Annotated in this window: 12 protein-coding genes and 1 pseudogene; 8 read left to right on the top strand and 5 right to left on the bottom strand. The window is 48.8% G+C overall.

Annotation, left to right across the window (positions count from 1 at the left end):
* Nucleotides 1–8: 8 nt before the first annotated feature.
* From MELB17_RS05425 to MELB17_RS05400, 5 genes are all read left to right on the top strand, one after another.
* Complete coding sequence (locus MELB17_RS05425; RefSeq protein WP_264673214.1) at nucleotides 9–1,319, top strand: restriction endonuclease subunit S; 1,311 nt, start codon at nucleotides 9–11, stop codon at nucleotides 1,317–1,319.
* Nucleotides 1,320–1,777: 458 nt separating this feature from the next.
* The gene (locus MELB17_RS05415) at nucleotides 1,778–2,104 is read left to right on the top strand and encodes a type II toxin-antitoxin system HicB family antitoxin (protein WP_007349137.1); all 327 of its coding nucleotides are present in this window, start codon (nucleotides 1,778–1,780) and stop codon (nucleotides 2,102–2,104) included.
* A gap of 121 nt (nucleotides 2,105–2,225) precedes the next feature.
* Entirely contained in the window at nucleotides 2,226–2,462 is a 237-nt protein-coding gene (locus tag MELB17_RS05410) for a type II toxin-antitoxin system RelE/ParE family toxin (protein ID WP_198136450.1), read from the top strand.
* Complete coding sequence (locus tag MELB17_RS05405) at nucleotides 2,449–2,769, top strand: helix-turn-helix domain-containing protein (protein WP_198136449.1); 321 nt, start codon at nucleotides 2,449–2,451, stop codon at nucleotides 2,767–2,769. The genes MELB17_RS05410 and MELB17_RS05405 overlap by 14 nt, the downstream gene beginning before the upstream one ends.
* Nucleotides 2,770–2,804: 35 nt before the next feature.
* On the top strand, nucleotides 2,805–6,056 hold the full coding sequence (locus tag MELB17_RS05400) for a type I restriction endonuclease subunit R (RefSeq protein ID WP_007349134.1): 3,252 nt from the start codon (nucleotides 2,805–2,807) through the stop codon (nucleotides 6,054–6,056).
* Between the two features lie 15 nt (nucleotides 6,057–6,071).
* On the opposite strand, the gene MELB17_RS05395 is transcribed toward MELB17_RS05400, so the two are convergent.
* The 3 genes from MELB17_RS05395 to cobS all read right to left on the bottom strand — a co-directional run bounded on the left by MELB17_RS05395 (nucleotide 6,072) and on the right by cobS (nucleotide 8,535).
* Nucleotides 6,072–6,920 carry a DUF3037 domain-containing protein gene (locus tag MELB17_RS05395; protein WP_036183646.1) on the bottom strand — a complete coding sequence of 283 codons (849 nt, stop codon included), beginning with the start codon at nucleotides 6,918–6,920 and terminating at the stop codon, nucleotides 6,072–6,074.
* Nucleotides 6,917–7,669 carry a HipA family kinase gene (locus MELB17_RS05390; protein ID WP_007349132.1) on the bottom strand — a complete coding sequence of 251 codons (753 nt, stop codon included), beginning with the start codon at nucleotides 7,667–7,669 and terminating at the stop codon, nucleotides 6,917–6,919. Before MELB17_RS05390 ends, MELB17_RS05395 begins: the two co-directional genes overlap by 4 nt.
* A gap of 80 nt (nucleotides 7,670–7,749) precedes the next feature.
* Entirely contained in the window at nucleotides 7,750–8,535 is a 786-nt protein-coding gene (cobS, locus tag MELB17_RS05385) for an adenosylcobinamide-GDP ribazoletransferase (protein ID WP_007349131.1), read from the bottom strand.
* Between the two features lie 206 nt (nucleotides 8,536–8,741).
* Here cobS and MELB17_RS05375 point away from each other — a divergent pair.
* Together MELB17_RS05375 and MELB17_RS05370 are read left to right on the top strand one after the other, a co-directional pair.
* Nucleotides 8,742–11,743: pseudogene (locus MELB17_RS05375) on the top strand (Tn3 family transposase).
* 167 nt (nucleotides 11,744–11,910) lie between these two features.
* Nucleotides 11,911–12,165 (top strand): M48 family metallopeptidase, encoded by a 255-nt coding sequence (locus MELB17_RS05370; protein WP_007349128.1) that lies wholly within the window; start codon nucleotides 11,911–11,913, stop codon nucleotides 12,163–12,165.
* A 45-nt stretch (nucleotides 12,166–12,210) separates the two neighbouring features.
* Here the strand turns inward: MELB17_RS05370 and MELB17_RS05365 are convergent, their stop codons facing one another.
* Nucleotides 12,211–12,558, bottom strand: coding sequence for a hypothetical protein (locus tag MELB17_RS05365; protein WP_007349127.1), 348 nt, complete (start codon nucleotides 12,556–12,558; stop codon nucleotides 12,211–12,213).
* A gap of 123 nt (nucleotides 12,559–12,681) precedes the next feature.
* Nucleotides 12,682–13,959: a PD-(D/E)XK nuclease family protein gene (locus MELB17_RS05360; protein ID WP_007349126.1), complete on the bottom strand. Its 1,278-nt coding sequence runs from the start codon at nucleotides 13,957–13,959 to the stop codon at nucleotides 12,682–12,684.
* Between the two features lie 609 nt (nucleotides 13,960–14,568).
* On the opposite strand from MELB17_RS05360, the gene MELB17_RS05355 reads away from it, so the two are divergent.
* Nucleotides 14,569–15,825: a tyrosine-type recombinase/integrase gene (locus MELB17_RS05355; RefSeq protein ID WP_007349125.1), complete on the top strand. Its 1,257-nt coding sequence runs from the start codon at nucleotides 14,569–14,571 to the stop codon at nucleotides 15,823–15,825.
* Nucleotides 15,826–15,956 lie beyond the last annotated feature (131 nt).

The raw sequence follows: 15,956 nt of genomic DNA, 5'->3' as shown, positions 1-15,956 counted from the left end.
TGGGGAAGATGCTCGACAAAGCGAAGAATCGTGGCGAACTTTATCCCTACCTCGGCAACAAGAATGTCCGTTGGGGAAGTTTCGACCTAGATGATCTTGCTGAAATGCGATTTGAGAAAAATGAACATGATCGTTATGGCCTGAGATCTGGTGACTTGATTGTTTGCGAGGGCGGTGAACCCGGCCGCTGCGCAATATGGAAAGATCACATTCCCGGTATGAAAATTCAAAAAGCGCTGCACCGAATTAGGCCATTACAAGGTCTCAATAACTATTACCTTCACTATTGGTTCACGGAAGCTTACCGAACCGGAATTCTTGCTCTCTATTTCACTGGAACCACAATTCAGCATTTGACTGGTAGGGCAATCTCTCAGTTAGAAATCCCTCTGCCACCGCTGGCAATCCAGAAGCATATCGCCAGCGTTCTTAGCAGTCTTGACGCTAAAATCGATCTAAACCATCAAATGAACACCACCTTGGAGACCATGGCCCAAGCCCTGTTCAAAAGCTGGTTCGTCGACTTCGATCCGGTGATCGACAATGCCCTGGCCGCCGGCAACCCCATCCCCGAGCCTTTCCACGCCCGCGCCGAAGCCCGCAAAGCTTTGGGTGACCAGCGCAGACCCCTGCCTGCCGCCATTCAACAGCAGTTCCCGGATCGGTTTGTGTTAACGGAGGAAATGGGATGGGTGCCTGAGGGCTGGGAGATTAGCACTGTCGGCGAGCAAGTCGAGATAATGGGCGGCGGCACTCCCAGCACTAAAAACCCCATTTTCTGGGATGACGGCGTTCATGCGTTCTGCACTCCAAAAGATATGTCGAGACTCGACTCGATTGTCGTGACGCGTACAGAGCGCTATTTGACCGACGCTGGCGTTCAAAAGATCACATCCGGCCAGCTGCCCGCTGGCGTAGTGCTAATGTCGTCAAGGGCGCCTATTGGTTATTTGGCCATCAGCAATATTCCAGTTTCCGTGAATCAGGGAATTATCGCTATGTTGCCGAATGACAGTTACGGTGCCATGTATCTGCTTTCATGGGCCTATTTCAATATGTGGCAGATAACGGATCGCGCCAACGGAAGCACCTTCATGGAGATCAGCAAAAAGAACTTTCGGCCGATTCCATTTTTGGTACCGAACTTGGGAGTGCTGAACGCCTTTAATCAGCAAGCAAAAGCGGTATATTCAAAGGTGCTATCCGTCTCTGAGAATATCGAAGAGGTTACAAAGCTCCGCGACACCCTCCTTCCCAAACTTCTCTCCGGCGAACTCCGCGTCCCGGATGCGGAAGCGCAACTTGCTGAAGTTATGTAGTCGCAACCGAATTTGCGGAGCCCAAACATCCTGTTTGAAGAGAGGTAGTTGATTGCTAATGCAGTTGTCCGGAACTTTCGGACAACTGCCGGCAACGGCAAAACCTACGATGTTCAGCATTACAGCCTTGAATTTTTTGTGACAGCCTGAGTTTTAGCAACGAGGATGAGGCCTGCCTTGTTGACTTTGGTATCAATAATGATACTATTTTTCTATGGTAAAACTCGACGATCTCCTCAAATCCATGCGAGACAACCCGAAAGGGGTTCGCTTTTCTGACTTGTGCAAAGTGTGCGATCTGTATTTCGGCGAGCCACGACAATCTGGGTCCAGTCACAGGGTCTACAAGACGCCATGGCTTGGCGACCCGCGAGTCAATATTCAGAATGCCAAAGGCAAAGCTAAGGCCTATCAAGTGAAGCAGGTGCTACAGGCTGTTGAACGACTGGAGGTAAAAAATGGATAAAACGATTGATCGATATACATACCGAGTGACTTGGTCAGAAGAGGATCAAGAGCATGTGGGTTTGTGCGTTGAGTTCCCGAGCTTAAGCTGGCTGGAAGAAACACCCGAAAAAGCCCTCAAGGGTATTCGTAAGTTGGTACGGGATTGCATCAAAGATCTTCAGGAAGAGACTCAGGATATACCCCAGCCCATTGCTACAAAGTCATTCAGTGGGAAATTTATGGTGCGAGTCCCGCCAGACACACATCGTTCGCTTGTAATCCAGGCCGCTGAATCTGGTGTTAGCTTGAACCGTCTTATCTCGAGCAAGCTGCACTGATTCATGTAGTAATTAATTGAAGGCGGACAACTTTTACTTCGCTGTCAGCAGAAAGCCACCACACGTCTGACAATCCAATAAAAACCGCCTTGCAAGCTATACCAAAATAGGTATAGTTTTCATGAACTCACAACCAAAAAAATTAATGTGGATCGGATCAGCCAAAAAAGACCTGGTGGCCATGCCAAATGATGTACAAGACGTATTCGGCTTTGCTCTGCATCTGGTGCAGGCCGGCGAAAAGCACGACAAAGCCAGGCCCTTAAAGGGGTTTGGTGGGGCAGGAGTTCTGGAGGTGGTGGAGCGTAGCAAAGCGGCGAAAGAACACGCCGAGGGGGTGAAAAGTGACCATGATTGAAGAAGGAAGCACCAACGTCTATACAGATCTGGGCTTTACCAATGCAGATGAAATGCTGATAAAAGCACAGCTGGCGACACAAATTCGCAACATTATCAGCGCTAAGCAATGGACACAGACGGAGGCCTGCAAGATTTTGGATCTGAGCCAGCCGAAGCTTTCAAATTTGTTAAATGGCAAGTTTCGGGGTATCAGTGAAACAAAAATGCTGGACTGCCTCACGCGTCTGGGCCGAGACGTGCAGATTGTCATCGGTTCCGACCGCCATACGGTAACACCAGGACGTGTTTCTGTGGTGGCGGCTTAGTCGCGTGGTAATGAGTTAATTTCACGGAGTAAATAATGGGCTTTAATGAGGCACGGCTGGAACAAGCCATCATCGAACTGCTGCAGGCTCAGGGTTACCCCCATTGCGTCGGTTCTTCGCTGGTACGTGAACCTTCCGATGTGCTGATTAAACCCGATTTAGCAGCGTTTCTGACACAGCGTTACGCAGCTGATCACATTACCGGGGCGGAGATTGCTTCAATTATTCGCCGGTTGGAAAGCCTGCCTGCATTGGATTTGTACGAATCCAACAAAACCATTCATAAAATGGTCGCGGACGGCTTCTTGTTGAAACGGGAAGACCGTAGCCGCAAAGATCTGTATATCCAACTGATTGATTACCAGGGTCTGGCCGAGATGCGGCTGCCCCGTGAGGGGGAAGTGCTCACGCTGGCGGCGGAAGTGCCGGAAAACTACGGTGGCCCGCGGAATATTTACAAGCTGGTGAATCAAATGGAGATCACCGGCAGCGAGAAGCGCATTCCCGATGCGATTCTTTATATAAACGGCCTGCCGCTGGTGGTGTTCGAGTTCAAGAGTGCAGTGCGGGAAGAGGCCACCATTCACAATGCTTACGAGCAACTGACCACCCGCTATGCCCGGGACATTCCCCAGTTGATGAAGTACAACGCCTTGTGCGTGATCAGCGACGGGGTCAACAGCAAGATGAGCTCGTTGTTTGCGCCTTATGAGTTTTTCTATACCTGGCGCAAGGTAACCGGCAACGAAACCATTGGGCAGGATGGCATCAATAGCCTGCACACCATGATTGAGGGCCTATTCAATCAGGATCGGCTGCGCCAGGTGATTCGTCACTTTATTTACTTTCCGGATGTGTCCAAGCAGGAAGTAAAAGTGGTGTGTCGTTACCCGCAGTTTTACGCCGCGAATAAGCTGTATGCCAATATTTTGCAACACCGAAAGCCTGAAGGCGACGGCAAGGGCGGCACCTACTTTGGCGCAACCGGCTGCGGCAAGAGCTTTACCATGCTGTTTCTGGCGCGCTTGCTGATGAAAAGCCTGGCTTTCGAAAGCCCTACGCTTGTGCTGATTACCGACCGCACCGATTTGGACGATCAATTGTCCCGCGAGTTTACCAACGCCAAAAACTACGTTGGCGACCAAGCCGTTGTGAGTGTGGAAAGTCGTGCCAATTTGCGCGAGCTGCTCAAGGGCCGCAGCAGTGGCGGGGTGTTTCTGACCACCATTCATAAATTCACTGAAGACACCCAATTACTCACGGACCGCACCAACGTTATTGTGATTTCCGACGAGGCTCACCGCAGCCAGATCAACCTGGATCAGAAAGTACGCGTAACCGAGAAAGGCGTGCAGCGCACCTACGGCTTCGCCAAATACCTGCACGACTCTTTGCCCAACGCAACCTACGTAGGCTTCACCGGTACCCCCATTGATGCCACGCTGGATGTGTTTGGCGAGGTGGTGGACAGCTACACCATGACCGAATCGGTGCACGACGAGATCACCGTGCGCATTGTGTACGAAGGCCGTGCGGCCAAGGTAATTCTGGATAACGGCAAGCTGGAAGAAATTGAAGCCTATTACGCGCGCTGTGCCGACGACGGCGCCAGTGATTATCAGATTGAGGAAAGCAAGAAGGCCAGCGTGCAGATGAACGCCATTCTGGGCGACCCGGACCGACTGCGGGCTTTGGCGCTGGATTTTGTGAACCATTATGATCGGCGAGTGGAAGAGGGGTCATCGGTTAAGGGCAAGGCGATGTTTGTGTGCAGCAAACGGGATATTGCCTGGGCGTTGTTTCAGGAAGTGATTGCCTTGCGGCCCCATTGGAACGATGTACTGGTGTGTGAAGCTGGAACAGATTTGAGCGACCAGGCAAGAAAGGCGCTCAAACCTCTGGAGCGGGTCAAAATGATCATGACTCGGGGCCAGGATGACGAAAAAGAGCTTTACGACCTGCTGGGCAGCAAAGACTACCGCAAGGATCTGGCCACTCAGTTCAAAGACGCCACATCCAACTTCAAAATCGCCATTGTGGTGGATATGTGGCTGACCGGGTTCGATGTGCCGTTTCTGGACACCTTGTACATTGATAAGCCCATTCAACGCCACAACCTGATCCAGACCATTTCCCGGGTCAACCGTAAGTTTGAGGGCAAGGATAAGGGCCTGGTGGTGGATTACATTGGCATCAAAAAGCAGATGAATCTGGCACTGGCGCACTACAACAAAGCGGATCAGCAGAATATTGAAGAGATCAATCAGTCCATTGTGGTGGTGAAAGACCACCTCGACCTGCTCGACAAACTGTTTCACCCGTTCGACAGCCAACCCTATTACCACGGCAGCCCCTTGGAGCAGCTGCACTGCCTGAACAGAGCGGCCGAGTTTGCCCAGACCACCGACAAGTTTGAAAAACGTTTTATGCATCTGGTGAAGCGCCTGAAAGCGGCTTACGACATTTGCAGCGGCTCGGAGAGTGTTAGCCAGGGTGAGCGTGACCAGATTCATTTTTACCTGGCGGTGCGCGCCATTGTGTTCAAACTGACCCGTGGCAATGCGCCAGACAGCGCTCAGATGAATGCCAAGGTGCGGCAGATGGTCGCCGAAGCGCTGAAAAGTGACGGTGTGGAAGAGATTTTCAAAATGGGCAGCGAGAGCCAGGGCGAAACTGACATTTTTGATGACGATTACCTGGCCAAAATCGACAAGATCAAACTACCGAATACCAAAATCAAGCTGCTACAACAGTTGTTGGCAAAAGCCATTGATGACTTCAAAAAGGTAAATAAAACCAAGGGCGTGGATTTTTCTAAGAAACTCAAAGCCTTGGTGGAGCACTACAACGAGCGCAAGGAAGACGATGTGTTAGTCAGCCATGTTCTGGAAGATTTCACCGACACCATCATCGACCGCTACATGGATTTGATTCAGGCGCTGAAGCAGGAACTCGGTTCTTTTGAGGAACTGGGCATTGATCTTGAAGAGAAAGCCTTTTACGACATTTTGAAAGATCTGGCCATCAAGTACGACTTCAGCTATGCCGAAGACAAGCTGTTACCTTTGGCGAAAGCGGTGAAAGTGGTGGTGCAGGAAAAGGTGAAGTACACCGATTGGAACCAGCGCGAGGACATCAAGGCGGAATTAAAAGTTGGCCTGATTCTGCTGCTGGCAAAACACGGCTACCCGCCGGTAGACCGTGATGAGGTGTACAAAGAGGTTTTTGAGCAGGCGGAAAATTTTAAACAGTATTCCAAACAAAACCAGGCCAGCAGCGGAGCTTGAAGTGGCGCTTAACGACTAATGAGCGGCGAACTCCAGAATTTTGGCTTTTTCAGTGTATAGCACTACCTCAATGGCATCGTCTGCCAGAGAATCCCGCGCTTCTTCGAATGCCTGGAACCTGATGTCTGCAGAGGAAACGTCTTCAGGCCCTTTAACCGGGAACAAAACCGGGCCATGAAGCAAGTTACGTTTCCTCAGCTGGTTCACCTTGAGCTTCCAGTGATCGCCGTGCTCAATAATCGCTGTAGAATCCGCTTGCCCGAGAAATAGCGGTTTTATAACCTTAGTCGCTTTGTCGTCGTCTTGTTCGACAAAGGGGAATGTGACGCTGTATAGGTGATCTTCAACCTTCCGTTTTGAAAAGTGGCGAGCCAGGTTGCTTTGTTCAAGTAGTTTTTTGATACCTTTTTCCAGAATAGTTTCCTGGTATTCCCTAGTTACAAAGTTCCGGCCAACGTAATAGTTGAATAACTCTTGCAGGGTTTTTTGTGGATCTTCAGAAAGAATGCTGCGCCGCTCGCTGAATCGCGCGATGGTTTCTCTGGGACGAATCAGCTCGTCGAAGATGCCTTTATGGAAGCCGTATTCCATACCGTGACCACTAAACTCGGTGGTTGTGTTGTGAAGCAGCATGCTTTGAATTCTAAACAGTTCTGCCTCTATATTAGCCATGGTTTTCAGGTAAACGGCTTTGTCCAGCTCTTCAAAAAACTGGGTAATCCGGGCGTATTTTCGACGCAATAATTTGAAGCTCAAGTGGCGTGTTTTTGGTATCCACAACAATACACCAACATTGGCAAACTCGCCGGTTTCGATGTAAGGCATAAATCGCACTATGGCGTATTGACAAGCGAACCTAGTCATTTCCTGCTCCAGAAATCACCGTTGTTAAAGCGTTGAAGATTTTCAAGCAGTAAGTCCAGGTTCAGGTTGGTTTTCATCGTCATTTCCTGGTCGCTATAAAGCCATTCTTCTGGAATACGATTCACAATGGACTGCCAGTTGTGAAGAGCCTGCTCTGCTCTCAAAGTATAGTGGTCTCGTTCTAATAAGTCATCGAAGATACCCGGTGCGCAATCTTTAAATATATGAAGTTTAAAGAAATCTTCGTTAGAGAACTCTGAATCAAAAGCTTGGTTATGATCAATGACCACTAAGCGCTGGGTATCGGGCCCCCAAAAAAGGTTCGGATTTCCCCCGCTCTCTGTCAGCATGCGATCTGCATTGAAAATCCACCAGTCAAAAAACAGGACGGCGCGCCTAACCTCCGGGCAGATGCTGCTAATTTGAGAGTACGACAATTCCGTCACCATTTGCTCAACTGAGCCGAAAGCTGGCCCAGTACCAAGATCACGAGCATGTTCGACTGAAAGTAATTCGATTAATTCTTCAGGCACGTAAACGATGCTAAATGGCGCTACGGGTATACCAAAGGTTAGCGCAAGATTGCCCGCGATCCATTCCTTGATCTGACTGTCTCTGCCTGCACCAACCCCTTTTACGAAATACGAATTATCGTCGTCACCCCGACAAATAAATGGATGAGTCACACCTTGCTCTGAGCGACGGATAACCTCGACTATCTCGACGACGGATTTTTCTGGAGGCGACACAGGTTAGTTGATTCCTTTCTCTTGTCCCTGTTAAAAGTCATTCTACTATAAGGGCGTGATATTGGGAGTCAATGCGGTGTTCACATCCCCAATAGCAACACCAGTTCACAAAATACCACGCTGGCCCCCAGCGCATCGCCGGTATAGCCGCCCAGCTGGCGCTTCAGATACCAACCCCACAGCAGAGCAATCCCAGCCACCGCGAGCGGTGCCAGCAGCCACAAGCCTGGTAACCAGGCGCTGAACACCAATGCCACCAGCAGGGTAAACCCACTGCTGTACCAGAGCCTCCGGCGGGAAAAACCCTCCGCGACCGGCTTGCTTTTGCTGATGTCGGGATCGGTCACGTAGTTCAGGAATGACATCAACAAAAGTGGCGTTTGCCGGCTGATAGCCGGTGCCAGAAGTAGCGCCAGCATGATGTGATGGCTCTCCACCAGCAGGGCGACTTTGAGCGCTAACGCAAGCACAAGCGCAACCGTGCCATAGGTGCCAATGCGGCTATCTTTCATGATTTCCAGTCGCTTTTCAACGGTATAGCCGCCGCCAAACGCGTCCACGCTATCCGCTAGCCCGTCTTCGTGAAAAGCGCCGGTAATGAACAGATGAAAACACAGCACCAGCAGAATGCTGACCAGCGGGCTGCAGAACAGCCCCAATAGGGCAAACAATCCGACGTACAAAGCGCCCAGCAACAAACCGACGAGTGGAAAGTACACGCTGCACTGATTCATCAGTTTTTGGGAATAATCAATCGATACCAGCATGGGTATGCGGGTTAAAAATCCGACGGCCAGCCAGAATGCCTGCCACTCGCGAGCAGCGGCTGTTGTGGTCTGTTTATGTGTGGGATTTGGGCCTGTCAAAGCGAACTCCGTATGGGCTATCAGTTTGGGAACAATACCGGATTGGCTGCGCCGGGTGTCGCATTATGGGGTTCTGGGGACATTCCGTCCTAATGTAACACTTATCGCTACAGCCCAACTGTCATAAGGCATCCAGAGGCACCTTAATTTTCAAAATCGCTGTAATATCCAGTTTATAGTAGTATTCCAGGTTTCGCGAGAAGCCCATGTCTTATAAAGAACGCCTGACCATACTTCACGAAGCTGAAATTAACGACCTATATGGCATTCCCAGTCTCTCGCTTGAAGGAAAACGTGTCAGTTTTGCACTGAATGACCCGGAACAGGACGTTATTAAATCCATCAGGAATCGCAATCATAAATGCTATGCCATAGCACTTCTCGGTTATTTTAAAATCAAACCGATCCAACACAACCCGCCTTACAAGGAATTGCAGGAAGATCTAACCTTTATTGCTGAAGAATATTTCGCTAAATTTAAAGTTCCTCGCTTTAGTGTTAGTCGTATGCAAAAGGCACGTATCTACGACAAGATTCTCAACCTGCAGGGTTTTAAAACATGGGATGCAAAGCAACATCAGGAACCTCTCATTAGCTATTTACAAAAGGTTGCTAAATCCTGGATAGAACCACGCTTTTTATTTGATGCCTGTACCGAATATCTGGCTCGGAATCATATAGCTATTCCAAAATATACTGTACTTCAACGGATTATAAGTCAGGTAATCAAGCAGGAGCGTAAGCGACTTTCTGACACATTAAAAGCAACTATATCTGCTGATTTGGCTGAGAAACTGGCGGATTTAGTCGATGGAGAAAGTACACTAACGGTCAAAGAACTTAAGCAGGCTGCGAAAAGTTTTATGTTTCAGAGTTGGAGAAAGAGTTGAACGTGAATAAGCTGATTCAGACTTGGATGAATGAAGTAAATCAGGTGGTATCTGCTTTGTCACTATCGCAAAAAAACCAACTGCATTATGCGACGATGGTTGATTACTACTCTATTACCAAGCTTAAACGCTTTTACCGAGTCACGCAGCAGCTTTATTTACTTTGTTACCTTCAGGAGAGGGCGCAAATCAATATTGAACGTCTGGCCGATGGATTTATCTACCACGTTCGAAAATTGCGTGAAAAAGCCAAAGCGCATGCCAAGGAAATGGCCTATAAAGACTGGGAAGGTGCAGCAGCAAATATTAGCAAAGCCGCTGAACTATTATACTTTTTTATTGACGATACAATTGATGACCAAGTGTCATTTAGACAAATAAAAAAACGGGTACAAGACTTGCTTGGAGCACGGGAAATTGAATTACTGTGCCTGTATCTAAAAAAACAAAAACGTACGAACAATGATTACATCTGGGAATTTTATGATAAGAACAATGAGCTGATTCAACACATAATACGCCCCATCTTTTTATGTCTGACGTTTGAAGGGTCAGGCAATACACAGGCATTAGCTGCACAATTAAATGGAATGCAAAAGGAGTTGTTAGATACCGGGGAATTGGCGTCTACAGACCGGCGATTAATTTCATCCAAACATCAATTTTATGTGATCGATGCGGATAACAAGGTACTCTCTGAACGTTACGAGATTATGCTGTATTTAGCGGCCCAAAATAAGCTGGATGGCAAACTTTTTATACCCACAGCCATAAAATATCGCGCATTACACGATGATCTGGTTGGGGATATCCCTTGGGCTGAGAAAGACAAATTGCTCAAAGATTCCATGTTAGGCAGTATGAATACCGAGCCTGCCCAGCTGGTCAAGTCAATGGAACAAGAGATGACCGATAAGCTGCAGCGGGTCTGCCAACGTATTGATGACGGCGACAATCGAAATGTGATATTGCGTAATCGTTCGGGTAAAACCCAATGGCGGCTTCCGTATTCCGGTGCTAAAACTGCTCTAAACAATCCTTTTTTTGATCGCATGGAACCCATCAACGTTGCTGACGTATTGCGCTTCGTTCATCAGGAGACAGGCTTTTTAAAGCACTTTGAGCATGTTCGTCAGATACAGTCCGGCCAGAGCGATCATTTGAATGATTTGCTGGCAGCAGTCATTGGCAATGGAACTTATTACGGCTTGCATGGCATGGCCAGTATCTCTGATCGGTCATATGAACACCTACGCACAGTGCAAGCCAATTATTTGCGACCTGAAACGCTAAACCTCGGCAATGATGCCATTAACGATGCGACAGCGAAATTATCAATCTTCAAACATTACAATATCCAGGAAGGACTCATTCATGCGAGTGCCGATGGGCAGAAATTCGAATCACGGTTAGAGACATTTAAAACCCGCTATTCATCGAAATATTTTGGCACAAACAAAGGACTGACATCGATGAACCTGATTGCCAATCATGTAGCATTGAATGCCCGAATTATCGGTGCTAATGAACATGAATCACACTTTATTTTGGACTTGCTTCATAACAACACCTCTGAAATTAAGCCGGATATATTATCAACGGATACGCACGGGGTTAATCATGTGAACTTTGCCTTGCTGGACCTGTTTGGCTATACCTTTGCACCGCGCTATGCTCAGTTTGGAACGGTGATATCAGACTTATTTGATGTAAGTGAGGGAGAAGATAATAAGGCGACGCTCTCATTGAAAAAGCCTATCAATACAGCACTAATTATCGATGAGTGGGATACTATTCAACGCATTATTGTATCGCTGCAGCAAAAGACGATAACGCAGGCAACACTTGTTAGAAAGCTTTCCGGCTATAGTCAAAACCATCCCTTGCTGAAAGCTTTAACTGAGTACAACCGTATGCTCAAGGCCATGTACTTACTGGACTATATTGATGATGCCAGCTTAAGAACTTATGTGCAGCGAGCATTGAATCGCGGAGAGGCTTATCATCAACTACGCCGTGCCATTGCTCATGTGAATGGTAATCGTTTCAGAGGGAAATCAGACGATGAAATCGTCTTGTGGAATGAATGTGCGAGGCTATTAACCAACGCCATTATTTATTTTAACTCGCTGATACTGACGCGATTACTCGAGTATTTTGAAGAGGAAGGTGACGATAAGAAGCTCGAAATTATCAAGCAGGTTTCACCAGTGGCCTGGCATAATATCAATTTGAACGGGACCTACAGCTTCAGCTTTGAACAAAATCCGCTCGACTTGGATGAGATTATGCAATCAATCGTGCAAAATGAAAATTAAGACACCTCTGGACACCCTATGAGGCAAGGGCTGTAGCGATAAGTGTTACATTAGGACGGAATGTCCCCAGAACCCCTCAGTGGTGCCAGGCCGAAGATGCGTTCCAGCGTCGATTGGATCTGATGGTCGACACCCTGCCGTGAACAACGAAGGCGCCAGCTTGGCGAATGCTGGGAACGCAAACACAGTGGGGCAGTTGCTCACCGGAAGGTACGGCGCTTCTGAATCCAGATCTGATCAAAGCAACGACTCAGGCCATCGACTACGTGCTGCTCCACGAGCTTTATCACCTGGTGGAGCATAACCACAGCCCGCGGTTCTATGGACTCCTGGATCGATTTATGCCGGAGTGGCGGTTGGTGAAGGAGCAGCTTGACGGGGGGTGGAGTTGTTTTTGTTTTTGTCTTTGTCTTTGTCTTTGACCAAGGCCGGAGATGATAGCGAGCTTACCGTCTGATCTTTTTCTTTCAACGCGAATCAGTCTGATCAACTTTTTTTTCTGCTTCATCAACGGTCATCCACTGGATGGAGGGCGATGACTTCTCAAGGTGAATCACTCCATTGAGGGCATCTGTGCTTTCCTCGCTGGCCCGGCGGAGAATCAAGGAATCTAATAGCTCCATGAGCATGAATTTGAAACCACTGTCTTTCAGTAGGGTATGGTCTTCGTCCTCAAATCGCCAAGTCGCACCGCTTATTCCTCCTTCATCTTCGTCAGCAAAGAACACTAAGTCCCCGGTGATTGATGTCTCTTTCAGCAACTGCTCTGCTAGCTGGAGCAGACGATTCTGGGCGAAAGATTGTTCAGGATTCATAGAATATGACTCTCATGGTTTTGGTCGGTGTAGGCTACGCCAGTTACGAACAAGCCGTAGCAGGTCTCGTAATACGCTCCCGTATCAGGCCCCACCACAGCGACATACAACGTCGTTTGTCGTTTAAGCGTTGCTGGTTTCGATAAGAAGTTTGGCTGCTTGAACCAAATTCGCCTGATGATCAACCATGTTTTTGATAATGGTCTGCCGGATTTTGTCCTCCAGGAGATCGAGTACCGGCCCGTCAAAGGAATTAAAGTTAAGGATGGTAGGTTCCTGGTTCGCTTCTGGGCTGTGGTAGTAACAAATCAGCCAGTCCGCCTCTTTATTTGCCACCGCGTTGCCATCGTTTAGCGTTTCCTGCAATTTCGACTTTGTTTCTGGTCGGGAAACCGGCGAGTCTGAATCACCCTCAATGCGTAACCCGTAGTGGATGACATGATTAATGTTCACGTATAAGCAGAGGTTTTCACCGTTAATCTCCCCAATCGCGAGCTTGATACCCACGTGCTTGCCACCGCGGCTGCTGTCGAAATAGTTCTCAGAAATTGCTCTAAGATTTTTACCGCCGTACACCGTAGGTTCCTCACCAAACGCGCTGGCCATAGCGGAAGATAACTCCTCCCAGAATCGGAGCATAACTTTCGCCTTTGCCTTAGGCAGCGCTTTCTCGATATTCAACGCGGTTTCCAAGTCTTCGCGATTATTGGACAGGTTATCGGCGATTAGGGTGGTCATAGAGGTTCCGGCTCCGGTGAGGTTTTCGAGTAGGCGCTTGTATTGAATCAGGGCGTAGGACAATTCCGGTTTGTACGCACTGGCATCTGCGCAATCGCCGATCCACTGGAGGATGTCCTGTGAGAAGGACAGGCAATGAACATTCTCCTGTTCAAGGTTTCTGAGGCTATAGGTCGATGGGGCTTTGCCATCTAATGTGAGGTAGACCAGTACCGGCGTTTTCCGGTTTCCAGCCCGGCTGGCTAGCTCAGCATAATAGTCATGGAGCTGCGCCTTCTGATCTCCAGCGTCAATTTTCACCTCGATGCCAATAATCAGATTTGGCGACTCAACAACGATATCTACCCGTCGCTGATCCTCGGTGGCCAGCTCTCTCGTGACTTTGACCTGGCCACTAACTGGCATGGGGAGTTTCAGAACATCTTTAATAAAGGTACCAAGAAATTTTGCGCCTTCACCGTGCCTTCCGCTCGGGTTCAGCAACTCCGCAAGATATCGGGAGTGGGTGCGTGTTTCATCCCGCTGGAGACCAAGAATCGAGAAAATGTTGAACCGCTCGCCGTGACGGTTCGCATTTTCCATGCATGTATCGACCAGCTCTGCCAGGCGGTGGAACCCAGGAGTTAATTCTACGTTTTCTGAAGCATTATTGAGGTTGCTCATACTGCTGCTTCCTTGCGATGACTGCGTGTAAGGTAAGGGAACGTACCGAGGGTACAGCAGCTTTATGCTGAGGTCGTGTCCGTCGGTCTCATAGAAGCCCACTCAGCGCTGATTCTTTCCAACAACGCATGGTCTCTGTCAGTGACTTGAAGCCGATTTCTCGATCATGGAGATTTTGGACAATCTCAACCAGGTCTTGTCATTTTCAGAGGTGATGGCAAAAAATATCAGTAGTCAGCAGCACTGCGTGCTCAAGCGTTGATTTAACGATGACGATCCACCGTAGTCAGTTCTAATATTAAGGGTGTGAAGTCCAACGATGCGAAAACGTACGCTAGGGCCATTCATAAGAACAATAAAATTTAGAAAAGCTATGCTGTCAGAGGCCCATAATGTCAAATACTGCTAAGTATTTGACATGGGGTTTTGGGTACTTTATTGTCGCATCTAAACTCACTATATCGGGACAAACGACATGGTTTCTATAACCCACCAACCTGTTGAGCGACTTGTCACGAGCAGCGTGGATAACTCCGCCTTCAACTAAGGCCAAAAAGCAGTTTCAAAAATATTTTCAACACTGATTTGTACAAAAAGAGTCTGTAGCTGATGGAAAAATTCCCCGGTTTCCCCGTGTTTGATACCGCAGACCGACTTTCTGAACAGGCTGACCTTGGTGGATACAAGGCTATCCTTTCACGGCTTGCTGAGCTGTCCATGGGTCAAGACTCATTGGAACGCGACCTAACTCTAAGCCTTCAATACCTGCAGGACTACACCGGTACCCTAGGCACATACAATCGCTTCCGTGGTGAGGTTCAGAGATTCCTCAACTATCTCTGGGTGATCGCTAAGCGCACTCTGGATCAAGTTGATTCAGAAGTTGTAGCTTCTTACTTCAAATTCCTGAAAACACCACCTGGAGCCTGGGTCGCCCCCGACATTGCGCCAGGGTTTGCCAATCATGGCGGTGAACGCGTCATTAACCCCAAGTGGCGACCCTTTACCCGGCAACGCTCTCGGGGTCCCCTTTACTCGGCCAGCCCGGCAAGCCTGAAATCGTCTCGGGTCGCATTGTCCTCCTATTTTCGTTTTCTAATGGCTCGCCGAGTACTACTCGAAGACCCATTTTTGCAAGTGCGCAAGCGCGAAACAAAAGCTAAATCGGGCTCCCTGCTTGAGCAACCCGAGGCGTCCGTCCGCCGGTACACGGATTGGCAGTGGGCGTATATCCGGGAAACAGTTGAAGCTGCCGCAGACCAGAACCCTAGATACGAACGACACTTATTTGTCATTATCACCATGAAGTCCTTGTTTTTAAGGGTTAGTGAGCTGGCTGTTCGCTCGATTGATGGTGAACCGCGGCTACCCACATTCGGGGACTATCAGAAGCGAGTTTTTAAAGGCGGTGCATACTGGACGTTTTACGTGTTCGGTAAAGGCGAAAAAGGCCGAAAAATTACGTGCCCGAATGCCTATATGGGCTACCTGAAACGCTGGAGAAAAAACCTTGGCAGCGATACTCCCTTACCCCTACCCAATGATGCCACCCCAATTCTTCCGTCCATGCGAGGCGGTGGCTTGGGTGCGCGACAGGTCGAGCGCACTTGCGAGGAAGCTCTCATGTTGGCAGTTGAGAGAATGAGCACTGAAGGATTAGAGAGCGAGTCGATGCAATTGAAAGCCATAGCGTCTGAAACTCACTATTTACGGCATACCGGCGCCAGCATGGCCATCGAAGCCGGCATTGATATTCGCCATGTTTCGGAAGAGCTGGGTCACGCCAGCGCGGCGTTTACCGAAGCTGTTTACGTTAACTCGGATCAAACTCGTCGGCGCCTGGCTAATCGAGATCGTTCGATTTAAGTCAGGGCGGGCTTGCGTCAGTACGCCAACCATTTAACCGGTCTTGACCCCCTGCCCTATGACTTGTGCGGTGACCGGATTGAGTTAGCCGCGAAAGCCAACTGTGAAAACCTCGGCAATGAGTTGGTGTT

The sequence above is a fragment of the Marinobacter sp. ELB17 genome, from assembly GCF_000169375.1.
In the GTDB taxonomy this organism is placed as follows: Bacteria; Pseudomonadota; Gammaproteobacteria; order Pseudomonadales; family Oleiphilaceae; genus Marinobacter.
This window is presented reverse-complemented; position numbering and strand designations above follow the sequence as displayed.

Bases quoted from the DNA above. Each gene is read 5' to 3' on its own strand.
- MELB17_RS05360 (WP_007349126.1), bottom strand. From the start codon at position 13,959: ATGAGCAACCTCAATAATGCTTCAGAAAACGTAGAATTAACTCCTGGG.
- MELB17_RS05415 (WP_007349137.1), top strand. From the start codon at position 1,778: ATGGATAAAACGATTGATCGATATACATACCGAGTGACTTGGTCAGAA.
- MELB17_RS05365 (WP_007349127.1), bottom strand. From the start codon at position 12,558: ATGAATCCTGAACAATCTTTCGCCCAGAATCGTCTGCTCCAGCTAGCA.
- MELB17_RS05355 (WP_007349125.1), top strand. From the start codon at position 14,569: ATGGAAAAATTCCCCGGTTTCCCCGTGTTTGATACCGCAGACCGACTT.
- MELB17_RS05395 (WP_036183646.1), bottom strand. From the start codon at position 6,920: ATGACTAGGTTCGCTTGTCAATACGCCATAGTGCGATTTATGCCTTAC.
- MELB17_RS05425 (WP_264673214.1), top strand. From the start codon at position 9: ATGCTCGACAAAGCGAAGAATCGTGGCGAACTTTATCCCTACCTCGGC.
- MELB17_RS05370 (WP_007349128.1), top strand. From the start codon at position 11,911: ATGCTGGGAACGCAAACACAGTGGGGCAGTTGCTCACCGGAAGGTACG.
- MELB17_RS05400 (WP_007349134.1), top strand. From the start codon at position 2,805: ATGGGCTTTAATGAGGCACGGCTGGAACAAGCCATCATCGAACTGCTG.
- MELB17_RS05410 (WP_198136450.1), top strand. From the start codon at position 2,226: ATGAACTCACAACCAAAAAAATTAATGTGGATCGGATCAGCCAAAAAA.